We start from the raw sequence: 26,497 nt of genomic DNA on the forward strand, positions 1-26,497 counted from the left end.
AGCTTATTTTTTATCTTATGAATAATAGTCTATATCAAGATATTCGCGAGTTTTATGATGCTTCTAGTGAACTATGGGAGTCTATCTGGGGCGAACACATGCACCACGGTTACTATGGTAAGAATGGTAACTACAAGCTTGATCGCCGTCAAGCCCAAATTGAACTAATCGAAGAGCTATTACTTTGGAGTGGTTATCACGACAATAATCCTCCGCAAAACATTATTGACGTTGGCTGTGGTATTGGCGGTAGTACTCTACATCTAGCACAAAAATTTGGTTGTAAAGCCACAGGCATTACTCTTTCTCCTGTTCAAGCATCAAGGGCAAAAGAAAGAGCCTCCACCGCTGGTTTAGAAAGTCGAGTAAATTTTGAAGTGGCTAACGCTCTAGCAATGCCTTTTGGGGACGACACTTTTGACCTCGTGTGGTCGTTAGAAAGTGGCGAGCATATGCCAGATAAGGCTAAGTTTCTGTCTGAATGTTATCGAGTTCTCAAACCAGGGGGGAAAATGATTTTTGCTACCTGGTGTCATCGAGAGACTGATTCCTTAGCAGGAGATTTGACTCCTAGTGAGGTGGGTCATCTTAAAGAGATTTATCGAGTATATTGTTTGCCTTACGTTATTTCTCTTTCGGAGTATCGGAAAATTGTGACAGAGTGCGGTTTTCAAAACATGAAATCCGATGATTGGTCGATCGCGGTTGAGCCATTTTGGGATGTGGTGATCGATTCGGCGATCGCCCCTCAGGCAATTGCTGGTTTGTTTAAAGCAGGTTGGCAAACGATTCAAGGAGCATTATCTCTGGGCTTAATGAGTCGTGGTTATGCTAGAGGATTGGTTCGCTTTGGCTTGATTTGTGCGAGTAAATAAAGAGGCTAAATAAACACGCCAGCGGTATTTTTATGAAGATCGATCATGTTCATTTCTACACCAGAAATGCAGCACGAACAAAAGACTGGTTTATCCGCAATGTTGGCTTTCAAGCGATCGGCAACTGTATTAGTCAACATACCCATACAGAGTTAATTGCTATCAATTCAGCTTATTTTGTCATTTCTTCTCCCCTCAATTCGACAAGTCCAGTAGCTCAATATCTCAATCATCATCCAGAGGGAGTTGCCGATGTTGCTTTTAGGGTCAAAAATTTAGCTGCCACGATTGAGCGTAGTTGCCGTTTAGGAGTAAAAACTGTCCAGAATATTCAGCTATGGCAATCATCTTTAGGCAAGTTTAAATTTGCGCAAATTACTGGGTGGCAAGATCTACAGCATACTTTGATTGAAGAGACAGGACAACCTGACTGCTGTATTCCCATTGCTTTAAAACCCTATGAAATTAAGCATACTAGTAAGTCTAGTCAGTCTCATCTTACTCAGATTGATCATATAGTTTTAAATGTGGGTCAGGGTAAATTAGACCCTGCGGTTAAACTCTATCAAGAGTTATTCAACTTTGAAGTTCGACAAAGCTTTGAAATCCAAACTAGTAGTTCGGGATTAACTAGTCAGGCTTTAATTGATGATGAGGGGGAAGTGCAGTTTAATATCAATCAACCCACTACAGCTAATTCTCAAATTCAGGAATTTATCAATTTTAATCGCGGAGGGGGTATTCAACATTTGGCATTGCGATCGCAAAATCTAATTGCTGATGTTGCTCAATTACAGCAGAAATTAAAGTTTTTAACTGTTCCCCAGGCTTATTATAATAACCTCAAACCATTGTTGTTTTTGAATGGGGCAGAAAGAACAGCCGTTATTGAACAGCAAATTTTAGTAGATAGCGATCGCCGCACTTCTCCCCAGTCGTTATTAATGCAGATCTTTACGCAACCTATTTTTGAACAGCCAACCTTCTTCTTAGAATTGATTGAACGAAGACATTCTGCTCAGGGTTTTGGTCAAGGTAATTTTAAAGCATTATTTGAGGCAGTAGAAAGACAAAGCAATGCTAACTTAGAAATCTCCTAGTAATGAAATATCTCAATCAACACGCGATTATTACTGGTGGTTCTAGCGGGATTGGCAAAGCAGTCGCTAAATTACTCACACAGCAAGGAGCAAACATTACCTTAATTGCTCGCGATCGCCATAAGTTAGCCCAAGCGCAGCAGGAATTGCAGCAAGTAATGGTTAATCAAACTCAGCAAATCAATATTGCCCAGGCTGATGTGGCAGATCGAGCATCGATCACCTCTGCGTTAGAACAAGCGATCGCCACTTTAGGCTCCCCTAAATTATTAATTACCTCCGCTGGGATAACTCATCCTGGTTATTTCACCGAAATTCCTTTGGAGATTTTTGAACAAATTATGTCGGTCAATTATTTTGGCTCTCTATACAGTATCAAAGCTGTCTTACCCGCTATGATTGAGCATCCCCCAGGGCAGATTGTGCTGATCTCTTCGGGAGCGGGCTTGATCGGTATTTACGGCTACAGTGCCTACTGTCCCTCAAAATTTGCCCTGAGAGGGTTGGCAGAATCTTTACGGGGAGAACTCAAACCGAAAGGAATTAAGCTCACGGTGGTTTACCCCCCCGATACCGATACCCCTCAGTTAGCTGCGGAAAATAAAATTAAGCCCCCAGAGACGAAACAAATTACCGCTTCAGCTCAAGTTTTGACTGCTGAAGCGGTAGCTCAAGAAATTTTGCAAGGAGTAGCCAAAAATAAATTTGCGATCGCTCCTGGCATGGAACTAATGACTCTAAATCGTTGGCATAGCTTACTTTCTCCCTTACTTAATTGGTACTTTGACAGAATTGTCGATAAAACTGTAGATAGAACTAATCAATAGTAGATCCAAGGTGATTAATTATTAATAGGGGCAAAATATACACATAAGATATATATCGAGACATTAGCATCGCCAACTATTCTAAGAAGAAGACTTATTTACCTCAAAGCCTCCAAAGTTTTGGTCAAATTTCTGTTTGGTCATTGGCTGACTAACCATAATTCCTTCTTCTCCTAAGTTTTCCAGCGGCTCCCCTTCAACACTAATCCAAATAGGGTCTTGATCGGTAGCAGCACTGGCAGTATAAATAATCTGAGCCAGTCGACTACTCATCGAGGCACTACCTCCACCAGAGACAAATTCTTGAGATAAGTTAATATGAGTTCCTTTTTGATCCTTGGATAAGCTCAGTAAATTAGTTCCTTGAGGTATGGCAGTAGTATATTTGGCATCTGCGGGCGGTTGAGCCAGCAAAGTTTCTAATGATGCTTTTAAAACGCTCTCTGGCTTAACTGATTTTTGAAAAGTCATTGGTTTAGAAACCAATTCAATACTCTCTTGTGTGGGATTGAGCCAGTAAATTTCGACCATTAGATCTTGCGTAATGGCTGCTGGTGCGGGGAGATCAGTTTCTTTTTTCTCGATAGGAGAAGGAACGGGTTGAACATTTTGCGTTTTTTGGTCTAAATTAGATTTTGCCCACCAAGCAACCCCCCCTCCTGCTGCTAAGATAACTCCTGTGATGGCAGCCATCACGGTGATTGAAAGACGATTTTTATTGCGATCCTGCATGGACTATGCTCCTGATACAAGGAAATGTCTGGGTTTAAACTGAAGATTATGGCATCTTTGTTTCTAGTCTAACGAAACTGATTAGCTGTAAATTATCTTCATTGATTTCTAATTGTAGGATACGGGCTAGAATTCCGTCTGCTGACAAAGTATTTAGGTTCAAGCGATCGCTAATTCCAGTCGCAAAACCATTGAGCAGTCTAGACGACATCGGACGACCATTAACTGTTCCCTGGGGATCGAGCAAACGAACCCGTTCGCCGTCAATAACTTTGAGGGTTAATCTTAGACTAATAGCTAATTCTCTAGAGGGATTTTTTGCCTCAGAAGTTCCAATTGAACTCGTCGTTAGAGGAAGACTTGGTCTTGGTCTACTCAATTTAAAACTTATTTGCAGACGATTTTGAGGTCTTAGTTCAAGCTGCACATCTGATAGTTGATAACTAATGTTAGTTGAGCCAGCCTTGCTCGCTATCAGCCGATTAAGAGTGTTTTGGAGTTGAGCTTGAATCTCAGTTGATTGCAGAGCTTGATTGAGATCTTTTTGGGTAAATACTACCTTGACTGCTCCCGCAGCAGGCGCAGCCAACGATTCTCTCAGGCGATCGATGTTGCTCAACTTTATTTTTGCCAGCTTAACGGCTAAAGGATCGGTTTCTAAATCGAAGGAGGCAATCCGAATCCCTGGCTTGATTCTAATCCCTCTACTAGCAATTCTGATCCGAGCTAATTTTCCCAGAGCAGCATCATAGTTGGGTTGATTATCAATTCTAACTGCCTGTTGCTCGACACTAATTACCTGAGAGCTAATTTCGCCTTGAGCAATTCGATCTAGGATTATTCCTCCGCTAGAACCTATGCCCAGCAATCCTGCCAGCACAATCGTGAGAATTTCCATAACCTTAAGTTCCTAATTGAGGCAGAAGATTATTGTTGATGTTATGTTTGCTCTGTTTTAGCCTCATCCTTACTATTTAGCCAGGCTTGACTCGCATTAAAACTTGACCAAACTCTACCGGTTCGCCATTTTGTACCATTATTTCCATAACTTGTCCCGTCACCTCTCCTTCAATTTCATTCATGAGCTTCATCGCCTCAATGATGCATACTGTATCCCCTTTAGTAATGCGATCGCCTACTGCGACAAAGGGATCTTCATCAGGAGCGGGTGCGGAATAGAACGTCCCCACCATTGGGGAGGTAACATCAACCCATTTCTTGTCATCTACCGTCGGTGTGACAGTAGTTTCTGGAGACGAAAGTGTTGGGGTTGCGGGGGGTGTTGGCGCAACAGACGGTGCAGCTTCAACAAGCTGAGGCGAAATCGCCGGGGGGGCTACTGCCACCAAGCCCTTTTCTTTGCGTACCGTTAATTCAAAATCATCATTTTTGAGAACCAATTCGGTGATGTCGGTTTGAGCGATCGCCCCTAACAGTTCACGAAGTTCTTGGAAATTTATAGACACAAACTATACAGCCGTTATTAAGAGTAATGTTTTCTTTCTCAAAGATAGTTGTGTAGTATTTATACGTATCTAAGAGATTTCGGAGATTGCTAATGAATTTCTTAGGAAAGATCGAGATTTAATTTTCTCGACCCAGATAAGAACCATCACGAGTATCGACCTTAATCTTTTCACCAATGGCAATAAATAAAGGTACCATTACTTGAGCGCCTGTTTCGACAATAGCAGGCTTAGTGCCTCCTGTGGCAGTGTCGCCTTTAACGCCTGGGTCAGTATCAGTGATTTCTAAGACGACAGAGGTGGGTAATTCTATCTCTAGCACCTTCTCATCCCAAAAAATGACGTTAACCTCCATTTCTTCTTTGAGAAAGTTAATGCGATCGCCTAAATTATCGCTACTCATGCGCGTCTCTTCATAGGTTTGCATATCCATAAAGACAAATTCTTCTCCATCTTTATAGGTATATTGCATGGTGCGCTTTTCTAAATTTGCTTGGGGAACGGTTTCTCCAGCACGAAACGTTTTTTCGATAGTGTTTCCTGTTTGGACGTTTTTGAGCTTAGTTCTGACAAATGCTGAACCTTTACCTGGTTTGACGTGCAGAAACTCTACTACTCGCCAGACATAACCATCCATCTCAACAGTAACTCCCGTGCGAAAGTCATTACTAGAAATCATGCAGCTAAAAATATGTGCTTAAAGATCGACATTTAATTGTACCTGATGGCGGGCTTCAACAAAGATGTGTCACCAGGGATGAAGGATAAAGCAGTGATGATGGGATGGGCGATCTTCAAGTATGACAGTCTCTAGTCGCCTATTCTTCTGTGTTCTTAAATTAAAAGCAATTGAGTACCAACAGAAGTAAAGAAATGTTGACAAGGGAGAGCAAATACTAAGAACATACACCTTAGTAGTTTTGGTTGGGCTGAATATTTTCGGGCGACTGTCAAGATTAGATTTACGGACATATTACATATTTATGAACATTAAGAAAAGTACTTTTTTAAGCAGATGTCAGCTTGATCGCATTGTTACCTTGATTTTAGCAGTGATGATTGTGGTAACTGGTTTGGTTGCTTGGCAACCGCAAGCATCGGCTGTTCTAGCTCAGGGCGATGCTGTCACCGATCCCCAGGCTATTTTGCGCTATGCACTGCCCATTGAAAATGATTCCGTTAGGAAACTGCAAAAAAGTTTGGAAGAAATTTCTAACAAGCTCAGGGCTAAACGCTGGAAAAATATTAGTCGTAATATTACAGACGCAAGTTTTGTCTTATCTGCTCGTCGTCAGCAGCTATTGGCGACTATTCCTGATGAACGAAAGTCTCAAGCAGAAGAACTAATTGACCAACTAGCTCAGGGAACTACCGAACTGCAAGAAATTGTCGCTGCTAAAGATCGCGAAGCTACCTATCTTAAAAGAGCAGAGCTGCTAAATTTAGTCACTGATTTAGAAGAGCTAATGGTCGTGGGCTTTCCTTATGAAGTTCCTGCTGAGTACTCTGATTTACCCCAGCTTTTAGGGAGAGCAACTGTAGCAATGGAGACAAATAAAGGCGATCTTACCGTCGTGGTAGATGGTTATAGTGCGCCCGTTAACGGGGGGAATTTTGTTGATTTGGTTAAACGAGGTTTTTACGATGGTTTAGAATTTAATCGTGCCGAAGATTTCTATATTTTGCAGGCGGGAGATCCACCAGGAGAAGCCAATGGTTTTATTGACCCTAAAACTAATGAATATCGAGCAATTCCGATGGAAGTATTGGTTAAGGGGGACGATTTACCCGTATATGGAGAGACTTTAGAGGAACTAGGTCGCTACCTAGACCAACCAGTAATTCCTTTTAACTCTTATGGTGCAATGGCTTTAGCTCGTCCAGGAGACGATCCTAACGGTGGTTCTTCTCAGTTTTTCTTTTTCAAGTTTGATACAGAAGTTACGCCTCCTGGATATAACCTAATGGATGGGCGTTACTCTGTCTTTGGCTATCTTACCGAAGGCAAGGAAGTTTTAGAAGAATTAACCGCAGGAGATAAAATTATTTCTGCCAAGGTAATTAAGGGAATTGAAAACTTGAAAGAACCTGACTAATGAACAATAGGTAGTCAGTAGTCAGGGGGATGGGTGTAGGCCCATCTCCTCCTAGCTAAATAGTTGACGCTTTTAAACTAAACAACTCTCCAGTAATTAACCATGACTGACGAACTTCTGGTTAAAGATTTAGGTGAACATGGTCTGTTAGAGAGATTACAGCGTTTTTGTCCTGTTGATGTGGTGGGGGACGATGGGGCAATTTTGGCGATCGCCGACCAGAAATCCTTAGTGGTGACCACAGATGTTCTAGTGGATCGAGTTCACTTTAGCGATCGCACTACCAGCCCTTTTGATGTGGGTTGGCGAGCCGTAGCCGCCAATCTTTCTGACCTGGCAGCAATGGGGGCAAAACCCATCGGCATTACCGTTGGTTTGTCACTTCCTGGGAGTAAGCCAGTAAGCTGGGTTGAATCAGTTTATCAGGGAATGAGCGCCTGTCTTAAAGCTTATCAGACCCCTTTAGTGGGGGGAGATATTTGTCGTTCAACGGTAGTTAGTTTGGCAATTACCGCCTTAGGAGAAGTATTGCCCCAGCGAGCGATCTGTCGTCATCAGGCGCGACCAGGAGATGCTATTGTAATTACTGGTTTACATGGTTTATCGCGGGGTGGATTGGAGCTACTGCTAAACTTTGATCAAGCACATAATTTGACCAGAGCAGAGCAGGAACGCTTAATTAAAGCTCATCAACGACCCCAGCCTAGATTAGATGTCATGCCTTATCTAAGAGAGATTCCTGAATCAGTAGCGATCGCAGGAATGGATAGCAGCGATGGTTTGGCAGATGCGATTCAGCAAATTTGTCAGCGGAGTGGGGTTGGGGCAATCATTGAACGTTCAGGAATCCAAGTTTTTTCAGGGTTGACGAAATTGGCAGGAAAAGAGACAGCCTGGTCATGGGTGCTGAATGGTGGCGAAGATTTTGAGTTGGTTTTGTGTCTTCCCCAGTTTTATGCCATCAAACTGGTGGAGATGTTAGGCAATTACGCAGCAATAATTGGCACAATTACGGCAAATACCGCCATCCAGATGGCAGACTCCCCTAATTTAGCCTCTCCTAAATTGCTAACAGAATTTTTAAATCAAGATCGGGGATTTCAACATTTCTAGGCAATAAACGTGCGTAACATCAGTTATTCATCCATACCACAGGGAAAATGGTTATCCTGTTATAGATTTGTTAGTTAATAATGGGAATCATAATGCTGTAAGAGAAGATTGTGAGCTATTTAGCCTAATAATTTTTTTTCTCTGACCGCGGAAGGCGGTCAACGTTACACCGTCGTTTTACGACGGTGTAACGTTGACTCATCGGGAATAGCTCATTGAAACTGCCATGAATCAACTCGATCACGGTTCATTAAAACTAATGCCCCTTTCAATTTCTCACCCAAATATAGAGCAGCGATTGCCTAAGATGATGCAACAAGCCCGAGGTAGCGAACAGTTGGCAACCGCTATTTTGCAGATTGCCTTAAATAACTCAGATAGCTCAACAATTTTGTCAGATTTGGCAACAACGATCTGCCAATCATTTACTGCAAATGGATGTGTTGTCATTTCCCAGGGGACTAATTCTCTGGAGACCAATCAAATTGGCTATTGGCAAGAAACAGGCTTATTTACAGAGTCAGCAATTGAGCAGCTATCCCGCTTATCAATCCATCAGGATTCAACCCCATCTTCTTTAGTCGAAACTACATCTCCTTTATACAAGACGATTGATTGTTTAATCGAAAATATTTTACCGACTCGAACTTGGCTGGGAATCACAACCCAGTTTCAAGGTCGAACTAATGGTTTAGTTTTGTTGTTCAAATCTGGTTCAGCTTGGAGTCATGATGAACACCAGTTGCTTACCCAAAGCTTGAATCCGCTGGCGATCGCTATTGCTCAAGCACAACTTCAGCAGCAATCCTGCACTAAATCTCGCTATCAAACTTTACTCAACAATTTGAGTCAACAAATTAGCCAGGGGTATCGACTAGAATCATTCTTGCAGAATTGTCTGAGTGAGATTGGTCATGCTCTTAAGCTAGATCGTAGCCTGATTTTGATGTTTAAATATCGCAATCCTTTAAGAGCTAAAGATCGCGATTACCCTTCGGGTACGCTTCGCGATCGCGATTTAGTTAAGGGTACTGCTAACATTAATTATCAATGGAGTTCTGAACAAGCTTCATTACCAGCAGAATCCTCATTTAACCTCAATCACTCAAATCTGTGTCAGCAAGCCTGGCGTAATGCCCCAAACTGTCTTTACCTCAATCATGCCTCTTTTCCTGATGTGACGGTAGACTCAGTTCCCACCATAGGTAGCGCGCTGCTGATGATGCCCCTGATGGGTAAAAAAACCAGTGAAACCGATTCGGCAATGGTGCTGGGTTTTCTCGTCTTACAAAGTAATACTATGCGTAATTGGTCACAAGATGAACTGGAGTTAATCAGTTGGGTTGGAGTACAGATGAGTACGGCAATTATTCATGAGCAAACCCTCAATCGAGTTCAGCTAGTTGTTGATGAGAGAACAGCACAACTCAAGTCTAGTATGGATATGCAGGGCAAACTTTCTACTAAAATGCGTCAACACATTAAACAACTGCAAAAGCTCAATCAGCTTAAAGATGACTTTATGAATAGCATGAGTCATGAACTCAAGACTCCTTTGACCAGCATGAAAATCGCTATTAAGATGCTTCGTCAGACAGAAATATCCCCCCAAATGCGAGAGAAGTATCTCGATATTCTGGAGGAAGAATGGAATCGTGAATATAATCTGATTAAAGATTTGCTAACCCTGCAACAGGTGGAATCGGGAGAATTAAGTTATAAACCTCAAGAACTACATTTGGGTAAAACTATTGAGGATTTGAGGCAATCTTTTGTAGCCAAATGGCAGACAGATCGCAATCTTAATTTAGTTTGTGCTGTCGAGCCACCAAAGTTAAAAATTCATACTGATGCGGAAAGTTTAGAATATATTTTACATGAACTACTTTTGAATGCTGGTAAATATTGCGATGCTCAGACGACAATTGAACTATCTGCATCTCATCAGCTAACTGCCACACAATCAGAAATTGTCATTGCGGTGACTAATGTTGGCGCAGGAATTACTCCAGAAGAACTGCCGTATATTTTTGACAAGTTTCGACGAGGTAAGGGCGTAACGGATCGTGCTGTGCCAGGAACGGGTCTGGGACTAACATTAGTTCAGTATCTAGTAGAACATTTAAACGGTAAGATTGAAGTTACCAGTAATCCTGTGGATGATGAGAAGACAATATTCGTGACTACTTTTGTGTTGAAATTACCACAAATTCAACCATCTATTGGCTAGGCTGATGATCGGCTATTTAATATTAGTTGATCGCTTGAAAATTAATTTTATTTCTAACTTGGTCGGCTCTTTGATATCTCTATGAAATGGCACAAAAGTAAACAGCCTGTTTCTCAAAAAAGATTGTTATCTCCTCCTGATAGCTATCATTATTCGCCATTTTTGCGCCGATTTAAAATTTTTGGTATCTCGATTAAATTACTTTTTTCTCTCTGGTGGGATAAAGTTACGGGTAATAATTCTGCTCAACGCAGACATCGAATTGCCAAATGGTTAGTAAAAAATATTTTAGCATTAGGTCCGACTTTTATTAAAATTGGGCAGTCTTTATCCACCCGCGCCGATTTAATTCCTATTGAGTATATTGAAGAATTTAGTCAGTTACAGGATCGAGTTCCGCCTTTTTCTTCCGAGTTGGCGATCGCTGTCATTGAACAAGAATTAGGTAAACCCATCTCAGTACTATTTGCCGAATTTAATCCCACACCCCTGGCGGCGGCTAGTTTGGGGCAGGTACACAAAGCCAGATTGCATACGGGAGAAGATGTAGTAGTCAAAGTACAGCGCCCAGGTTTGGCTCGTTTGTTTAACCTAGATTTTGAGATTCTACATCATTTGGTACGCTGGCTCAATCGACTGCTCAAAGGCATCCGTAAGTTTAATTTAGAAGCAATTTATCGCGAATTTTTTGAGCTTTTATATCAAGAAATTGACTATATTCACGAAGGCAAAAATGCCGATCGCTTTCGCCAAAATTTTCAGGACTATCAGCGAGTTGCGGTGCCTCAAGTATATTGGCAATACACCACCTCAAAAATTCTCACTCTAGAGTACTTACCAGGTATCAAAATTGATAATCGACCAGCATTAGAAGCCAGTCAAATTGATACCCAAGCAGTGATTCAGTTGGGCATTACCTGTTATTTAAAACAGCTTTTAGAAGACGGCTTTTTTCAATCTGACCCCCATCCAGGCAATATGGCGGTAAGTCCGCGAGGGGATATTATCTTTTATGACTTTGGCACGATGGCGGAAGTTAAAACTATTGCCAAAGATCAGATGATCAAGACGTTTTTTGCCGTGTTGAAAAACGACACTGATGAAGTAGTGGAAACTTTGATCTATATGGGTTTGATTGAACCTGTGGCAGATATGACCCCTGTTAAGCGGATGATTGCCTTTATGCTCAAGGAGTTTCGTGATAAGCCCGTGGATGTTAGAGCTTTTGAGCAGATCACTGAAGAAGTCTACGCCATTTTTGAGCAGCAGCCCTTTCGCTTGCCACCCCAGATGACTTTTGTGGTCAAATCCTTAACTACTCTAGATGGCATCGCTCGCGCTCTAGATCCCCAGTATAATCTCTTGGCAGCAGCCCAACCCTTCCTGAAGCAAATTGCCTTTCAGCAGCAGCAGGGGAGTATGTTAGGTATCTTGGCTCGACAAACTAAAGACTTTATTCAGTACAAACTTAGACAGCCTAACCGTACTCAAACCTCGATCATGCGTCTAGAATCTCGTTTAGATCTAGGTGAGTTACAGGTTAAGGTTAAATCCATCGAAAGCGAGCGATCGCTTAAACAAATCCAATTGGGCATCAAAAGCCTTATCTATACTTGTTTATCGGGGTTTTGCCTTTTGTCAGGCTCAGTATTGCTAGTTGGTCAAATCAAAGGGGTGGCGATCGCTCTTTTTTGTTTTGCTACCTTTTGGTTTATTCTGCTGCTGCGCTCTTTAACCAGTATGGCAGCTAGAGAAAAGATGTATAAGATGGCGCAAAAGTAGGTAGTGGGTAGTGGGTAGTGGGTAGTGGGTAGTGGGTAGTGGGTAGTGGGTAGTGGGTAGTAGTTACTCTCTCAGGCTGCGATCTGCACCATTATTAAGAGCGATTACGTTCCGCGTACCTTACGGATCGCTTGTTTTTCGAGAGGATTGGTTGGTGGGAAATGATTGAGTTTGCTACCAGAGAAATCTCTCAGTAAGCCCATAATGGCTGGAACAACTGTAGGAGTAAGAATAGTTGAGAATGCCAAGCCTCCTGTTAAAACGATTCCCAATCCTTGATAGAGTTCTGCACCTTGTCCTGGAATGATTGCTAGGGGTAACATACCTAAAACGCTAGTTCCCGCCGACATAAAGATTGCCCGTAAGCGATCGCGAGTTGCTTCATAAAGAGATTTGTCGTAATTCATCCCTTCTGCTTGTAGTTGTAGGGCGCGATCGACTAACAGGATCGCATTATTGACGACAATTCCTGTCAAAATAATAAATCCCAGGGCGGTAATCATATCTAAAGGGACGATTAAACCAGGGATGCGGTTGGCAATTACCAAACATAATAAAGCACCACTCAATCCCATCGGTACAGTCATCATAATCACCAAAGGATAGAGAAAAGAACGATAAAGGGCAACTAATAGTAAGTAAGTGATTAAAATGGATAGAGAAAAAGCTCTTATTAATTGAGCGATAGTTTCTGCCAAGCGATCGGCCGAACCAGCTAATTCTAGACGATAGCCAGCAGGTAAACTATTACGCAAAGGTGCGAGAACTTCATTTTCTGCTTGCTCGACTAAAGAACTCAAAGGTGCATCGGGTGCTAAAGAAGTAGTTAAAGTAACAGATCGCTCTAAATCAACGTGATTAATGACATCTGCACCAGTTGTTTCTCTAATTTCGGCTACGTCACTTAATTGGATTAGTCCTTGACTTGTATATAAAGGTAATTGACGCAATTGTTCTGGGGTTTCAACGAAAGTATCTTGCAGTTCCACAGACACATCTAATTCTTCTTTCCCATCGATATAATCAGAAGCAAAACGCCCACCTAAAGCAGCTTCTACCATCGAGCCGATTTCTGCTTCGTCGATACCGACTTCTGCTAAACGTTCGCGGTTGGGAATAACTTGTAATTCTCCTGCACCAAAAACGAAGTTAGAACGGACATTTTCTACTCCTGTAAAAGAACGCAATTTTTCCGTAATTTCTCGGTCTAACTGACTTAATTCTGCCAAATCCGTACCAATAATATCAATTTCAAATTCTTTACCTGGATCTTGAAAAATAGAGAGACGAGTTGGCACTAAAAAGCGATAACCAGGAAAATTATTACTGGCAGCGCGCATCCGATCAACCATATCTGCAAGTCCTTGAGTAGTCGCAAATTCAGGCTTTAAAATTGTCGCAATACCCCTTCTCCCAGGTCGTTCGATCAACATAACCCGATCTACTTCTGGTTGTTGACGTAAAAATTCTCTTGGTGCTGCTGAAAGCTCAATGGCTTCGGGAATACTCGTTCCTGGTAAGGGTTCTGCTGCCCACAAGAGTAAATTGCGATTTCCTTCAGGTAAATAATCAGCAGGAGGTAAAAGAAACAAACAAGAAACTAAAAGAGTTAAAGGAATAGCTAGTAAAAATAATCTGCGTCCGATTTTACCCCTTCCTAAAGACCATCTGACCGTATTAGCTAGAAAATTCTCTAATTTGCCTTGAAATAACTGAAAAATAGCGGATGTTTTCGCCACAGATCGCTCTAACCAATTACCACCGATATATTCCCCTCCCTCCATCATTTGCATTGCTTCGGATTGTTTGAGAAATAAACCAGATAACATGGGGACTAAAGTTATCGCAGCAAGCAGAGAAAATAAAGAAGAAGCCGATAAAGCGATCGCCATATCGTAAAATAATTGTCCTGCTTCCCCTGTCACGATTATTAGAGGCAAAAATACCACCACATTAGTCAGAGTAGAACCTAACATTGCCCCCCAAACTTCCTGCGTGCCATCGATCGCTGCGGAGACTGGTCTTTTGCCTTGTTGTAGATGCGTAAAAACATTCTCAATCACCACGATCGCATTATCGACTACCATCCCCACAGCAAAGGCTAAACCTGCCAAACTGATAATATTCAGCGTTCGTCCTAAGAAAGACATGACGATAAATACAGCAATTAAAGTAGTTGGAATAGTCAAAGCAATCACAGCTACTGTTCGCATCGAACCGAGGAAAAGAATCAACACCGCCGTAGCTAGCAGCGCACCAGTCAGTAAATTTCCTTCGACTAAAGCGATGGATTGATTGATATATTCACTTTCGTCATAGTTATAAACAAAGCGAATTCCTTCTCCATCTCGATCAAACTGGGTTTGAAATTCCGAGATAATTTCTCTAACGCCTCTAGCTACATCTGGTACATTAGCCCCAACTCGACGGATAATCCCAATCGCCACGGCGGGTTCGCCATTAAAAATCAAAGCACTCTCTTGAACTCTTCGTCCCATCTGTACTTGGGCGACATCTCTTAAATAAACCGTTCCCGAAGCATCCCGTCGCAGGACAAACCCTTCCATTTCGGCTAACTGTTGCGATCTACTGACAGTCCGCACTCGATATTCTCTTCTACCCACTACCAAAGGGCCACCCCGAATATCGCGGTTATTATCTTGTAAGACCCGAACCACATCACTAATAGTCAAGTTGCGATCGGCAAGTGCTTGGGGATCGACTCTTACCTCCACTTCTCTTTCCCTACCCCCAGGGATAATAAACTGTCCCACACCTTCAACTCGACGCAATCTAGGCACGATCGTATCTTCAGCTAAATCTCGATAGCGATCGGGATTGCTTTGCTCCCCTTCCTTGGGGGCGATCACAATCCACATCATCGGCGAACTATTCCCGCCAACCAATTCCACATTAGACTCGCTGGTTTCTTCTGGTAATTCTTCTACCTGTTGCAATTTATTTAAAACATCTACCAGACGTTCGTTGAGATCGCTACTCCAATCAAACTCCAGAGTGATACTACTAATACCAGGACGAGAATTACTATCAATTTTTTGTACGCCTAAAACCTCCTCCATCCTTTCTTCGATAGGACGAGTTACTAAATCCTCCACTTCCGTCGGAGAAGCACCAGGATAAGGAGTCGTAATACTAATTTCTGGGCGATCGCCCCCTGGTTGCAATTCTAAGGGCAAATTTAAAAGTGAAAATATTCCTAATACCGCTAGCAAACAAAATAAAACAAAAGTTCCATGTCGCCAGCGCACCGCAGTTTCAATAAAATTCATAATAGTTTAATTTTTAGTTGTTAAATTTTCCCCTTTCCCTTTCCCCTTACCTACTACCTACTACCTATTTGCGAAGCTTATCCTTTAGGACTACCTACTACCTATTTGCGAAGCTTATCCTTTAGGACTAACTACTACCTATTTGCGAAGCTTATCCTTTAGGACTACCTACTACCTATTTGCGAAGCTTATCCTTTAGGACTACCTACTACCTACCGAACAACCTTAACCATCGCACCATCACTCAACCCATCTCCCCCGCTTAAAACGATCGCTTGTCCCGATCGCAATTGTGGGTTGTAAATAGCAACGCGATCGCCCATATCAGCCATCATTTCTACTTCAATTTCTTGAGCTTGGTTATCGGCTAGGGTATAGACTAACCAACGATCTTCTCTCCTGGTAATAGCATCCCGTGAAATAACAAAACTAGGGCGATCGCTCTGTAATTGCAGATTCCCCATGACAGCCATCCCAGATAATAAACCTGGAGGAGGATTGTCTAAACGCACTCTAATTCTTTGTCTTCTGGAGGCTGTATCTGTTGTGGGAACTATCCCTGTAATAGTGGCGCGCCCTTGCCATTGAGGTAAAGCACGGGTATTCAAGGTTACTGGCAATCCTGGTTGAATGCTGCTTGCTAGTTCTTCAGGAACTTCTAAAAAGACATCTAAGCTATCGCTAGCAACTAAAGTCGCGATTTGATCGGCACTTTCAACATAATCCCCCGCGCTGACGTGCCTTTGCTGTACTACTCCATCAGAGATTGCTTGAATTTGAGTACGTTCTAAATCTATTTCCGCGCGATTTACAGCTGCTTCGGCTGCTGCGACATTTGCTCGTTGTGCCTCAATCTCCTCACGAATCGGCCCAGCGATCGCTTCTTGCAAGGAGGCTTCTGCTTCTAAAGTATTTCCTCTAGCATCATCGACAGCCGAACGGGCTTCAATTAAGCTTCTTTGGGATTGCGCCCCTTGTGCGACTAAATCCGAAGTACGTTCGAGATTATCTTGTGCCTCTTGTTCTCTAGCTCGTGCAGAACTTAAAACCGCTTGTCTTTGAGCGATAATTTCGGGGCGCGTACCCACTTCTAAACGGGCGAGATTGCTTTGTGCTTGTGCCAAACGTGCCTTTGCCTGAGCAAGTGCCACTTCTCCGTCAGCATTATCAAGAATAGCGATCGTCGTTCCTCTTTCAACGCGATCGCCTGGTTCGACGAAAATTTCTTCCACTAAACCATCAATTCGGGAACGAATATTGGCTTGTTGTCTGGATTCTACTTGACCGAGAAGTTCTACTTCTCTAGTAGCATTACCAGTAGTTAAATTAGTTGTTGAAATTGGGCGAGGCGGAGTTGTCTGTTGCGCTACCGCAGCCTCAGGTGGGCTAGCGTCAGGTTCAAAAATCTGCCAGATTCCGCCAATCGCAGCGATCGCAATCAAGATAAGAATCCAACGCCAAGAATTTTGATGATGAGGTGGCTGAGATAAGGATGGCTCTGATTCTGATGATTCCTTCGTCACTTCAGGCTCAAAATTGTTCATCTTTATATAATGTAGTGTTAAATAGTCATCTAAATAAACATCCTGCCCGAAATAGTTCGGGCGAAGGTTTGACGAGCAAGATCTTAAGTCCTAGATACTGGAAATTATTTAATTTGTCATATCTAGAAGTAAGCTAATCGCGTCAAAAGTCTTATGTTTGAGGAAGATTACTAGGTTCTGTAGGATTTTCAGAATTGTTAGTATCTTTACTACCAGAGCAAGCTTGGGCAGATAAAGGTACGATTGTGGCAGCAAACATTAAAACACCTGCTAAGATTGGCAACAACTTAATTTTCATAGTCTTGATTTTCCCAAGTTTTATTGTTGGTTATTGACTATTATGAAAATAGAATGTGACAGAGAAATGTCAGCACAATTCAAAATTTAAAATTGGCAATTAATAATTTAATTAAGCTATTGGTCTGATTCTGTTACCTAGCAAAATAATTAATAATAAATTAACTCTCTTACTTGTTCTACAGATAAATTAAGTTTTTTAGCGATCGCCATTTCTAGCTGATCTGATTCAGTTATGGGTATTTTAAATTCTTGTTTCTGAATGGCACTTGTAGCTTGTTGGACTTGGACTTGAGAGGAATTGGATTGGCGATCGACTTTCACTTTAATTGATAAAATTTGCCCAGAGGGAGATGGTTGATTTTGGTTGACTTCTAATTTGCGATCGCTATAATTACTAAGACGTAAATTTTGGGCGGTAATAAATTGAATTATTAGCCAAAAAACTAGTCCAATCAAAGGTAAAGGTAGCCAAAATTCTACACCCAAAGAACCTAAAAAACGAAGCCATTGAAATCGACGCATTAAAATATTGTAGTTAAAAACGATAAATGTTCCATCATAGCCGTCGTCGTCTTGCCTATTGGTTTACCATCTCGATGGGTGGTATCCTGGCTTTGTTTGCTTTGACTCTTTACTACATTCAGTTGAGAGAGAAAATTCGCATTGTTGACCAAGCATTATATATGCAAAGCAAATATGTCACTTCAAAAACACAATATCAACTTCAGCAAGAAACATGGCAAATTGAAATTAGAGATATTTCACTTCAAGGAATGAAAGCCTTACCTCTGGGTATGGAAGTAGAGCTAGCTTACATTCGTTGGTACGATCGGCAAGGAAATTTACTAGAGTTAATCGGCAAAAATACCACCAAACAATTTGACGCAGTATCGAAATATCAAACTCTCAATCCTAGTCGCTCTTGTCAGTCAAGCGATCGCGATGAATTGGTTCGTCAATTAACATTGCCAGTTTATTATAATCAAGTGGCGATCGGTTATTTACAAATTGCTAATTCTCTGTGTTCGATTCAAAAAGATTTGGCAAAAACTCAATTGTTTTTAGCTTTAGGTGTACCATTAACTCTGGGTTTGACTGGTTTAGTGGGTTGGTTTTTGGGCGGAGTAGCAATGAAACCGACTCAGAAAGCTTACGAACAATTACAACGTTTTACGGCTGATGCTTCTCACGAATTACGCGCCCCGATCTCGGCAATTTTAAGTAATGCTCAAGTCGGTTTATTGTCTCCTGCGGATGATTCTAATCAGCCTCGTCAAAGGTTGGAAAATATCGTTACGATTACGAAGTCAACCAGTAGCTTAATTAGTAATTTATTATTTTTAGCACGTCATGAAGGAAGACTAAATCCTGATGATTTAGAAGCGATTGACTTACACGATTTGTTGCAATCTTTGAGCAGTGAATTTCAAACTTTAGCTACAGAGAAAAACTTGAATTTTGTTAGCGATCTTTCTCCCTCGACCGTTGTTTTTAAAGGCGATCGCGAACTTTTACAACAGGCTCTTAAAAACTTAATTAATAATGCTTATAAATATACACCTGCTGGCGGAAAAGTTGGTTTGACACTGGCGATAAAATCTCGTCAAGGAATTATTAGTATTGAAGATAATGGTATTGGTATTCCTCCCGACGATTTACCCCGCATTTTCGATCGCTTTTATCGAGTAGACATAGCGCGATCCAGAGAAACAGGAGGTTTTGGCTTGGGCTTGGCGATCGCCAAGCAAATTATTCAAGCCCATAATGGTCAAATTACCGTGGAAAGCTCTTTGGATAAAGGTACTAAATTTCAGATTTTTTTACCGATAGTTTAATTAGATTATTTAAGCGGTTCAAGACTAAAACCTTGTCTGACTCAAAAGCTTATAGCTTACAGCTTATAGCTGGAATCACCGACTGTTTACACCCAATGCGGTGGGTGCAAGCGGCGCTGAGCAATAAAATAAACTGACATAGAGAAAATCTAAAACAAATTTTAAAGCAGAGGGGGGTTCGATTAAACTTACAGGTATTCGCGCTGAGAAATATTTTATGAACAATATTGCACTTTGGCAACGCTATCAAGACTGGCTTTACTTCAATGAAGATTTAGGTTTCTATTTAGATATTAGCCGTATTAGCTTTGATGCAGCCCAAATCGAACAACTAAAACCCAAGTTTGACAAGGCATTCAAAGATATTGCAGCTTTAGAAGGGGGAGCGATCGCCAATCCTGATGAAAATCGTATGGTTGGTCACTACTGGCTACGAGATCCTGAGCTAGCACCAACTGCTGAACTAAGACAGGATATTATAGACACCATCAATAGTGTGCTTGATTTTCAACAAAAAGTACATAGTGGAGAAATCCATCCCCCTAACAGTGCCAAGTTCACTGACATCCTCTCAATTGGGATTGGTGGTTCGGCTTTAGGCCCTCAGTTTGTGGCTCAGGCTCTAGCTCCTAACGCTCCTCCCCTCAAAATTCATTTTATTGATAATACCGATCCAGCGGGAATTGATAAAGTTATTGCCGAGATTGGCGATCGCCTCTCAACTACTTTGGTATCGGTGATTTCCAAGTCTGGCGGTACGCCCGAAACTCGCAATGGGATGCTGGAAGTCAAAAAAGTTTATGCTGACCACAACCTCGATTTTGCTGCTCATGCTTTTGCCATTACAGGAAACAGTAGTAAATTAGAAGCGATCGCCGAACGAGAAGGCTGGCTGGCTATTTTCCCCATGCGTGATTGGGTTGGGGGACGGACTTCGGAATTATCTCCTGTCGGTTTAGTCGCTGCTGCACTACAGGGAATTGACATTAAACAGATGTTAGAAGGTGCAAAGGCAATGGATGCCCTGACTCGTAAGCCCAGCCTTAAGGATAACCCCGCAGCACTACTAGCGATGGCTTGGTACTGTGCAGGACATGGCAGGGGCGAAAAAGACATGGTAATTCTGCCTTATAAAGACAGTTTATTGCTGTTTAGTCGCTATCTCCAGCAGCTCATTATGGAATCCTTGGGCAAAGAGATGGATCTAGATGGCAAGGTAGTTAATCAGGGGATTGCGGTCTATGGTAACAAAGGCTCAACCGATCAACATGCTTATGTTCAGCAGCTAAGAGAAGGGGTAAATAACTTTTTCCTCACTTTTATTGAAGTCTTAGAAGATCGCTCTGGTGAATATGTCGAAATTGAACCAGGGACTACTTCGGGCGACTATCTCAAAGGATTTTTATTGGGTACTCGTACTGCATTGAACGATAAGCAGAGAGATTCGATTACGATTACTATACCCAAAGTCAATGAGCGCATTGTTGGTGCTTTGATTGCACTGTATGAACGGGGAGTGAGTATTTATGCCTCTTTAGTTAATATCAATGCCTATCACCAGCCAGGGGTCGAAGCTGGGAAAAAAGCAGCGGCAACGGTATTAGACATTCAGAAAAAAGTTGTTGATACTCTCAAACAAACCGATGATCCTTTATCTCTTGATGAATTATCAGCCAAGGCGCAAATTAAAGATGAGGTCGAAACGGTCTATAAAATTGTGCGCCATTTAAATGCTAATAAGCGAGGTATTATCGTCCACGGTAATATTGGTCAACCTAAGACAATTAAAGTTGCTTGGCAAAAATAATTCTCGCAACCTCGCAACTTAGGGAAATTATAGTCATTTCCCCTAAAAAACAGATGATTTGGTAAGAGCAAACCAACTTTCGCTCTTACCAGACAATTTTTTAATTAATTCGATTTAGCCTACTGACTATCAATAACTCCAATTTCTTTCAGCAAAAGATCTTAAGGACATTGTCCCTGGTGGTATAAACGATCGCGATCTAATTCTATTTTGATTACCAATAGTTAATAATAATCTCGATTTCTTCTCGATTGTTGCTTTGAATAAAAATTACAATTAAGAGACTTTTTAAACATTGGTAAAATCTATGCGTAAATCTACTTTGATATTAGCGATCGCCCCTTTGATTTTTATGCTCGGTGCTTGTAATAGTGAGTCAGACAAAACGAGAGATCCAACCAATACTGCTAGTAATACAGAAGCGCCCGTTGCGAGGAATACACTTAATACTGTTAATAATATTAAAAAACGTGGCAAACTGATTTGTGGTGTAAGTGGAGAATTACCAGGGTTTAGTTTCTTAGGAACTGATGGCAAATACAGCGGTATTGATGTTGATATTTGTCGAGCGATCGCTGTTGTCTTATTTGACAATCCAGATGCTGTAGAATTTAGAAATTTGAACGCTAAAGAACGTTTTACCGTCTTACAAACAGGAGAAATTGATATCCTCAGCCGTAATACCACTTGGATTCTCAGTCGTGATGCTTCAATAAGTTTAGATTTTGCCCCCGTGATTTTCTATGATGGTCAAGGAATAATGATTCGTAAAAATAGTGGCATCAAATCCCTTGAAGATTTAAAAGGTAAAGGGATTTGTGTGCAAACGGGGACAACAAATGAGCAGAATTTAGCGGATCAAATGCGCAAGCTTAATGTTAGCTATAAACCCGTTGTTTTTGAAGATGTTAATATTACCTTTGCCACCTATTCAGAAGGTCGTTGTGATGCCATTACCGCCGATCGCTCGGCATTAGTTTCTCGACGCACCACTTTACCGAAACCAGAAGACAATGTAATTTTGGATGAGTTATTATCTTCAGAACCCTTAGCTCCAGCAGTTAAACAAGGTGATTCTCAGTGGACCGATCTGGTAACATGGGTAGTCTATACCCTCATCAAAGCTGAAGAATTGGGGATTAATTCGCAGAATTTGGCAAAATTTTCAACTAACACTGATCCCAATATTAAACGCTTTTTAGGAACAGAAGGAAACTTGGGTGAAGGGTTAGGATTAAGCAATGATTTCGCTGCTAAAATTATCAAAAATGTAGGTAATTATGGTGAAATTTACGATCGCAACCTAGGTAAAAATTCTCAACTGAATCTTGCCCGTAATCAAAATAGGCTTTGGACTCAAGGTGGGTTACTTTACTCGCCCCCATTTCGATAAATTTTCAAGTGATAAATGAAGTAAAACCCATCAATAAGCTAACGAGAAACAAGAAATTTTCTTATCTTCTAAGCAATGACCCATTCAAAACCACCACTCTGGCGTGATCATCGCTTTTGGCAAATTATTGTACAATTAGCGGCGGTCATTTGCGCGATCCTAATCGTTGTTATTTTGGGGCTGAATTTGAACCGAAACCTACAGCAATTGGGGATCAAGTTTGGATTTAATTTTCTGCAACAAGAAGCCTCTTTTGATATTGGTGAAACGATTCTGTCCTATCAACCAACCGATACTTATACCCGTGCTTTATTGGTAGGTCTGATCAATTCTCTAAGAGTGGCGATCGCGGGAATTTTTCTCACTACAATTGTCGGTATTACAGCAGGAATTGCTCGCCTATCTGATAACTGGTTAGTGCGAAATATTAGCCTTGTTTATGTCGAGATCTTTCGGAATACACCGCTATTATTGCAATTGTTTTTTTGGTATTTTGCTGTTTTCTTGAGCTTGCCGAACGTTGAGCATAAAGCATCAGTTTTAGGGTTAATTAAATTTAGTCAAAATGGTATAGAACTATTAGGATTAAACTTTTCACCAGAGTTTTCAACATTACTGTTGGGATTAACATTTTATACAGCCTCGTTTATTGCCGAAATTGTCAGAGGAGGAATTCAATCCGTCGCTAAAGGACAGTGGGAAGCAGGGAGATCTTTAGGCTTAAAACCATCTTTAATTATGCGATTAGTGGTTCTTCCCCAAGCATTACGGGTGATCGTTCCTCCCTTGACCAGTCAATATTTGAATTTAGCTAAAAATTCTAGTTTGGCAATTGCGATCGGTTATCCCGATATATATTTTGTTGCCTCTACAACCTTTAATCAAACAGGAAAAGCTGTAGAAGTAATGTTATTAATCATGCTAACTTATCTTACCTTTAGTTTGATTATCTCTTTTTTGATGAATTTATTAAATCACACCGTACAAATTCAAGAAAAATAAACTCAGAAAATATTATTTTGCAGAAAATACAATTAACTTGGCTACGCAAAAATTTATTTAATAGTTGGTATAACAGTCTCTTAACAATCTTATGCTTACTGTTGATTATTCAGTTTATTCGAAAATTCGTCTGGTGGACAATTGCTGAAGCACAATGGCAAGTCGTTCAAGTCAATTTACCCCTGTTTTTAGTCGGTCGTTTTCCTCAAACCTCTTATTGGAGACTCTGGATTGTTTTAGGTATAATTACATTTTTAATTGTTATTACCTGGAGTGTATTTATAACTCAGAAAAATCTAATAAAACATAAATTTATAAATCTTCTTGTTCCTTGGCTTGCACCTACATGGTTATTATCTTGCCCATTAATTCTTTGGTTCATGGGTGGAGGGTTGGGACTACAGTCTATCTCCACAAATTTATGGAATGGCTTAATTTTAACCTTATTAATGGCAGTAATTAGTATTGTTATCTCCTTCCCCTTGGGAATTTTATTGGCATTAGGAAGAACCAGTAATCTATTTATTATTCGTTGGTTTTCTATTCTTTATATTGAAATTATTAGAGGTCTACCATTAATTGGTATTTTGTTTATTGCTCAAGTGATGTTACCCTTATTTTTACCCACAGAATTACGTTTAGATCGCTTGATTAGAGGCATTGCTGGACTCGTTTTGTTTAGTACAGCTTACATGGCGGAAAATGTACGAGGTGGACTTCAATCCATACCTAGAGAACAAATTGAAGCGGCAAAAGCACTCGGATTGCCAACCCCTTTAGTTATTATATTAGTTGTCTTACCTCAAGCTTTACGGGCAGTAATTCCAGCGATAGTAGGGCAATTTATTGGTTTACTGAAAGATACTTCATTATTATCTTTAGTAGGATTAGTGGAATTAACTGGAATGTCCCGATCAATCCTGGCACAACCACAATTTATTGGAAGATATGCTGAAGTTTATATTTTTGTGGGTTTATTGTATTGGGTCTTTTGCTATTCAATGTCTTTGGCTTCTCGACGATTGGAGAAGCAGTTGATTAATTAAAATTTAGGTTTTTTCTATCTCTATTAAAAAACAGAGAAAAGATAAAGACTAAGATTATTATATCTGATTGATTTGAAATTAAAAATGCAAGAACAAACACAAATTATTGTTGCCGAAAATGTTCATAAGTGGTATGGTAAATTTCATGTTTTAAAAGGGGTTGATTTAATTGTTGATCGAGGAGAAGTTGTTGTTTTAATGGGTCCTTCTGGTTCAGGAAAATCAACATTTATTCGAACATTTAATGCTTTGGAAGATTATCAAGAGGGTAGTATTCGAATTAATGGAATTACTCTTAGTAATGATTTGCGGAATATTGAACTCATTCGCCAAGAGGTAGGAATGGTATTTCAGCAATTTAATTTATTTCCTCATTTAACCATTTTAAATAATGTCACTTTAGCGCCGATTTGGGTACATAAACTATCTAAGATAAAGGCTAAAGAATTAGCGATGCAACTGCTAGAACGGGTGGGTATTTTAGAACAGGCTAATAAATATCCAGGACAATTATCTGGCGGACAACAACAACGGGTGGCGATCGCGCGAGCATTAGCTATGCAACCAAAAATCATGTTATTTGATGAACCAACCTCAGCATTAGATCCAGAAATGGTCAGAGAAGTATTAGATGTAATGAAAAATCTGGCGAGGGAAGGCATGACAATGGTTATAGTGACTCATGAAGTTGGCTTTGCGCGAGAAGTTGCCGATCGCGTTATCTTGATGGACAGTGGTTCTCTGGTGGAATCCGCAACGCCAGAACTCTTTTTTACCGCTCCAAAACAAGAAAGAACACGCAAATTTTTGTCCCAAATTCTTTAGGTTATACCAATTTTAAAAATAATCAAAATAATCTTTGCGCTCGTAATTCAATTTTTTTTGAGTTAGAAACCTTTGAAGTCGCGTACTTATGAGCTATCAGCTATTAGCAAATACCCTCCTAAGCCAACACCAATTAAATTTGGTAACCACGCAGCCAGCCAAGGAGAAATTACCCCTGTGATTCCTAATGAGCCTAGGGCAAAACCTAGGCAATAATAAGCAAAAACAATTCCTATACACAGAGCAAAACTTTTGGCACGATTTAACTCAAAGTATTTTATCCCCAAAGCAGAACCAATTAAGTTAAAAACTACGCAGATAAAGGGAAAAGCGTATTTTTGCTGTATTAGCACAGCAAATTGAGCAATCGTAGTTGGTTCAGCACTATCTTTGATTAAATTTACGTATGCTTTTGCCTGGCGGATGTTCATATCTTCAGGACTACGTTTTTGATTGACAATCTGGAAGATAGTTTCTGGAAAAGGTACTTGTACAGTGGTAAATTCTTCCGTAGTATTGATCTGAGGGTGATCATCAAACTGGGCGATCGCTCCTTGAGATAAATCCCAGGTTTGCTCTTGCTGATTCCATTGAGCAGATTGTGCAGTAATAATCTGTTTGACTTGTGCTTGTTTAAAATCAAGAATGGTTACTCTGATTAACCTTGGTTGGTCATATTGTTCGGCAAAGTAAATTCGCTGGAGTTTTTTGCTAGCATCTCTACCTGATGCATATTCAGCATAGTAGATATCTTGGTTTTGTAAGTTTAATTCCGTCTTTTCCAGGTATGGATTTTGCAGTAAATTTGCCTGATAGTTAGCAGCAGGAACAATTAGTTCATTGAGGAAAAACGTAATTCCTGTGACGATTAAACTAAACAACAAAGCAGGTAAAACAATTCGATAGCTGCTAATACCAAAACTAAACAGAGCAATTAATTCGCGATCGCTATTTAATTGACCATAAATAAGTAAACTCGTTAACAGAATTGAAATCGGTAAAGCATAAGCAGCATATTCAGGAATCTTATAGTAAAAGACGAGGATGGCGATCGGTATTGGTAGCTGGTATTCATTAATTTTGAAGGCTAAATCGGCAACTGTCCCAATAGCTACCCCGAGAGTCGTTAAGCAGCTTACGCTAAACAAGAAAACCCAACTTAATTGCCGAACTAAATAGCAATCCATCAAGGAGATTTGCCAGCTATATTTGATGCTGTGGTTGCGTCCCAAGG

General features: G+C 40.7%; 22 protein-coding genes. 13 read left to right on the plus strand and 9 right to left on the minus strand.

The genetic code is table 11. From position 1 onward, the window contains the following. The first annotated feature begins 17 nt into the window (after positions 1 to 17). Genes C7B62_RS00995 through C7B62_RS01005 form a run of 3 tightly spaced genes read left to right on the plus strand, consistent with a single transcriptional unit; the run spans position 18 to position 2,802 of the window. Entirely contained in the window at positions 18 to 875 is an 858-nt protein-coding gene (locus C7B62_RS00995) for a methyltransferase domain-containing protein (RefSeq protein ID WP_106232737.1), read from the plus strand. Between the two features lie 32 nt (positions 876 to 907). Then, positions 908 to 1,975: a 4-hydroxyphenylpyruvate dioxygenase gene (gene hppD, locus C7B62_RS01000; protein ID WP_106232738.1), complete on the plus strand. Its 1,068-nt coding sequence runs from the start codon at positions 908 to 910 to the stop codon at positions 1,973 to 1,975. Between the two features lie 2 nt (positions 1,976 to 1,977). Further along, complete coding sequence (locus C7B62_RS01005; protein WP_106232739.1) at positions 1,978 to 2,802, plus strand: SDR family oxidoreductase; 825 nt, start codon at positions 1,978 to 1,980, stop codon at positions 2,800 to 2,802. An 81-nt stretch (positions 2,803 to 2,883) separates the two neighbouring features. On the opposite strand, the gene C7B62_RS01010 is transcribed toward C7B62_RS01005, so the two are convergent. The 4 genes from C7B62_RS01010 to efp form a co-directional block, all read right to left on the minus strand. Beyond that, a complete protein-coding gene (locus C7B62_RS01010) occupies positions 2,884 to 3,534 on the minus strand; it encodes a GerMN domain-containing protein (RefSeq protein WP_106232740.1) in 651 nt (216 codons plus the stop codon). Between the two features lie 46 nt (positions 3,535 to 3,580). Beyond that, positions 3,581 to 4,432 carry a DUF2993 domain-containing protein gene (locus tag C7B62_RS01015; protein WP_106232741.1) on the minus strand — a complete coding sequence of 284 codons (852 nt, stop codon included), beginning with the start codon at positions 4,430 to 4,432 and terminating at the stop codon, positions 3,581 to 3,583. Between the two features lie 76 nt (positions 4,433 to 4,508). Next, the gene (gene accB / locus C7B62_RS01020) at positions 4,509 to 5,000 is read right to left on the minus strand and encodes an acetyl-CoA carboxylase biotin carboxyl carrier protein (RefSeq protein WP_106232742.1); all 492 of its coding nucleotides are present in this window, start codon (positions 4,998 to 5,000) and stop codon (positions 4,509 to 4,511) included. 118 nt (positions 5,001 to 5,118) lie between these two features. After that, a complete protein-coding gene (gene efp / locus C7B62_RS01025; RefSeq protein WP_106232743.1) occupies positions 5,119 to 5,679 on the minus strand; it encodes an elongation factor P in 561 nt (186 codons plus the stop codon). Between the two features lie 304 nt (positions 5,680 to 5,983). Between efp and C7B62_RS01030 the strand changes: the two genes are divergently transcribed. The 4 genes from C7B62_RS01030 to C7B62_RS01045 all read left to right on the plus strand — a co-directional run bounded on the left by C7B62_RS01030 (position 5,984) and on the right by C7B62_RS01045 (position 12,221). Continuing rightward, on the plus strand, positions 5,984 to 7,096 hold the full coding sequence (locus C7B62_RS01030; protein ID WP_106232744.1) for a peptidylprolyl isomerase: 1,113 nt from the start codon (positions 5,984 to 5,986) through the stop codon (positions 7,094 to 7,096). A 102-nt stretch (positions 7,097 to 7,198) separates the two neighbouring features. Then, complete coding sequence (gene thiL, locus C7B62_RS01035) at positions 7,199 to 8,209, plus strand: thiamine-phosphate kinase (protein WP_106232745.1); 1,011 nt, start codon at positions 7,199 to 7,201, stop codon at positions 8,207 to 8,209. 226 nt (positions 8,210 to 8,435) lie between these two features. Beyond that, positions 8,436 to 10,439 (plus strand): GAF domain-containing sensor histidine kinase, encoded by a 2,004-nt coding sequence (locus C7B62_RS01040; RefSeq protein ID WP_233219748.1) that lies wholly within the window; start codon positions 8,436 to 8,438, stop codon positions 10,437 to 10,439. A gap of 81 nt (positions 10,440 to 10,520) precedes the next feature. Next, on the plus strand, positions 10,521 to 12,221 hold the full coding sequence (locus C7B62_RS01045) for an AarF/ABC1/UbiB kinase family protein (protein WP_106232746.1): 1,701 nt from the start codon (positions 10,521 to 10,523) through the stop codon (positions 12,219 to 12,221). A 104-nt stretch (positions 12,222 to 12,325) separates the two neighbouring features. Here C7B62_RS01045 and C7B62_RS01050 read toward each other — a convergent pair whose 3' ends face one another. The 4 genes from C7B62_RS01050 to C7B62_RS01060 form a co-directional block, all read right to left on the minus strand. Next, positions 12,326 to 15,511, minus strand: a complete 3,186-nt coding sequence (locus C7B62_RS01050; RefSeq protein ID WP_106232747.1) for an efflux RND transporter permease subunit — start codon at positions 15,509 to 15,511, stop codon at positions 12,326 to 12,328. A 212-nt stretch (positions 15,512 to 15,723) separates the two neighbouring features. Next, on the minus strand, positions 15,724 to 17,055 hold the full coding sequence (locus C7B62_RS01055) for an efflux RND transporter periplasmic adaptor subunit (protein WP_106232748.1): 1,332 nt from the start codon (positions 17,053 to 17,055) through the stop codon (positions 15,724 to 15,726). 151 nt (positions 17,056 to 17,206) lie between these two features. Next, positions 17,207 to 17,353: a hypothetical protein gene (locus C7B62_RS25550; RefSeq protein WP_158260608.1), complete on the minus strand. Its 147-nt coding sequence runs from the start codon at positions 17,351 to 17,353 to the stop codon at positions 17,207 to 17,209. Positions 17,354 to 17,502: 149 nt separating this feature from the next. Further along, complete coding sequence (locus tag C7B62_RS01060; protein ID WP_106232749.1) at positions 17,503 to 17,877, minus strand: hypothetical protein; 375 nt, start codon at positions 17,875 to 17,877, stop codon at positions 17,503 to 17,505. Between the two features lie 26 nt (positions 17,878 to 17,903). Between C7B62_RS01060 and C7B62_RS01065 the strand changes: the two genes are divergently transcribed. The 6 genes from C7B62_RS01065 to C7B62_RS01090 all read left to right on the plus strand — a co-directional run bounded on the left by C7B62_RS01065 (position 17,904) and on the right by C7B62_RS01090 (position 25,263). Continuing rightward, positions 17,904 to 19,190 carry a cell wall metabolism sensor histidine kinase WalK gene (locus C7B62_RS01065; protein ID WP_106232750.1) on the plus strand — a complete coding sequence of 429 codons (1,287 nt, stop codon included), beginning with the start codon at positions 17,904 to 17,906 and terminating at the stop codon, positions 19,188 to 19,190. 217 nt (positions 19,191 to 19,407) lie between these two features. Continuing rightward, positions 19,408 to 20,997 (plus strand): glucose-6-phosphate isomerase, encoded by a 1,590-nt coding sequence (locus tag C7B62_RS01070; RefSeq protein WP_106232751.1) that lies wholly within the window; start codon positions 19,408 to 19,410, stop codon positions 20,995 to 20,997. A 307-nt stretch (positions 20,998 to 21,304) separates the two neighbouring features. Continuing rightward, positions 21,305 to 22,390 carry an amino acid ABC transporter substrate-binding protein gene (locus tag C7B62_RS01075; protein WP_106232752.1) on the plus strand — a complete coding sequence of 362 codons (1,086 nt, stop codon included), beginning with the start codon at positions 21,305 to 21,307 and terminating at the stop codon, positions 22,388 to 22,390. Between the two features lie 75 nt (positions 22,391 to 22,465). Then, positions 22,466 to 23,392, plus strand: coding sequence for an amino acid ABC transporter permease (locus C7B62_RS01080; protein WP_106232753.1), 927 nt, complete (start codon positions 22,466 to 22,468; stop codon positions 23,390 to 23,392). Positions 23,393 to 23,409: 17 nt separating this feature from the next. Beyond that, positions 23,410 to 24,438: an amino acid ABC transporter permease gene (locus tag C7B62_RS01085; protein WP_106232754.1), complete on the plus strand. Its 1,029-nt coding sequence runs from the start codon at positions 23,410 to 23,412 to the stop codon at positions 24,436 to 24,438. 84 nt (positions 24,439 to 24,522) lie between these two features. Continuing rightward, entirely contained in the window at positions 24,523 to 25,263 is a 741-nt protein-coding gene (locus tag C7B62_RS01090; RefSeq protein WP_106232755.1) for an amino acid ABC transporter ATP-binding protein, read from the plus strand. Positions 25,264 to 25,349: 86 nt separating this feature from the next. Here C7B62_RS01090 and C7B62_RS01095 read toward each other — a convergent pair whose 3' ends face one another. Beyond that, positions 25,350 to 26,495, minus strand: coding sequence for an LptF/LptG family permease (locus tag C7B62_RS01095; RefSeq protein WP_233219749.1), 1,146 nt, complete (start codon positions 26,493 to 26,495; stop codon positions 25,350 to 25,352). Positions 26,496 to 26,497: the final 2 nt, after the last annotated feature.

It is taken from the genome of Pleurocapsa sp. CCALA 161 (assembly GCF_003003995.1).
GTDB lineage: Bacteria > Cyanobacteriota > Cyanobacteriia > Cyanobacteriales > Xenococcaceae > Waterburya.

Bases quoted from the DNA above. Each gene is read 5' to 3' on its own strand.
- C7B62_RS01015 (WP_106232741.1), bottom strand. From the start codon at position 4,432: ATGGAAATTCTCACGATTGTGCTGGCAGGATTGCTGGGCATAGGTTCT.
- C7B62_RS00995 (WP_106232737.1), top strand. From the start codon at position 18: ATGAATAATAGTCTATATCAAGATATTCGCGAGTTTTATGATGCTTCT.
- C7B62_RS01050 (WP_106232747.1), bottom strand. From the start codon at position 15,511: ATGAATTTTATTGAAACTGCGGTGCGCTGGCGACATGGAACTTTTGTT.
- C7B62_RS01070 (WP_106232751.1), top strand. From the start codon at position 19,408: ATGAACAATATTGCACTTTGGCAACGCTATCAAGACTGGCTTTACTTC.
- C7B62_RS01080 (WP_106232753.1), top strand. From the start codon at position 22,466: ATGACCCATTCAAAACCACCACTCTGGCGTGATCATCGCTTTTGGCAA.
- C7B62_RS01030 (WP_106232744.1), top strand. From the start codon at position 5,984: ATGAACATTAAGAAAAGTACTTTTTTAAGCAGATGTCAGCTTGATCGC.
- C7B62_RS01065 (WP_106232750.1), top strand. From the start codon at position 17,904: ATGTTCCATCATAGCCGTCGTCGTCTTGCCTATTGGTTTACCATCTCG.
- C7B62_RS01075 (WP_106232752.1), top strand. From the start codon at position 21,305: ATGCGTAAATCTACTTTGATATTAGCGATCGCCCCTTTGATTTTTATG.
- C7B62_RS01090 (WP_106232755.1), top strand. From the start codon at position 24,523: ATGCAAGAACAAACACAAATTATTGTTGCCGAAAATGTTCATAAGTGG.
- C7B62_RS25550 (WP_158260608.1), bottom strand. From the start codon at position 17,353: ATGAAAATTAAGTTGTTGCCAATCTTAGCAGGTGTTTTAATGTTTGCT.
- C7B62_RS01010 (WP_106232740.1), bottom strand. From the start codon at position 3,534: ATGCAGGATCGCAATAAAAATCGTCTTTCAATCACCGTGATGGCTGCC.
- thiL (WP_106232745.1), top strand. From the start codon at position 7,199: ATGACTGACGAACTTCTGGTTAAAGATTTAGGTGAACATGGTCTGTTA.
- C7B62_RS01055 (WP_106232748.1), bottom strand. From the start codon at position 17,055: ATGAACAATTTTGAGCCTGAAGTGACGAAGGAATCATCAGAATCAGAG.
- C7B62_RS01005 (WP_106232739.1), top strand. From the start codon at position 1,978: ATGAAATATCTCAATCAACACGCGATTATTACTGGTGGTTCTAGCGGG.
- C7B62_RS01060 (WP_106232749.1), bottom strand. From the start codon at position 17,877: ATGCGTCGATTTCAATGGCTTCGTTTTTTAGGTTCTTTGGGTGTAGAA.
- efp (WP_106232743.1), bottom strand. From the start codon at position 5,679: ATGATTTCTAGTAATGACTTTCGCACGGGAGTTACTGTTGAGATGGAT.
- C7B62_RS01040 (WP_233219748.1), top strand. From the start codon at position 8,436: ATGAATCAACTCGATCACGGTTCATTAAAACTAATGCCCCTTTCAATT.
- hppD (WP_106232738.1), top strand. From the start codon at position 908: ATGAAGATCGATCATGTTCATTTCTACACCAGAAATGCAGCACGAACA.
- C7B62_RS01045 (WP_106232746.1), top strand. From the start codon at position 10,521: ATGAAATGGCACAAAAGTAAACAGCCTGTTTCTCAAAAAAGATTGTTA.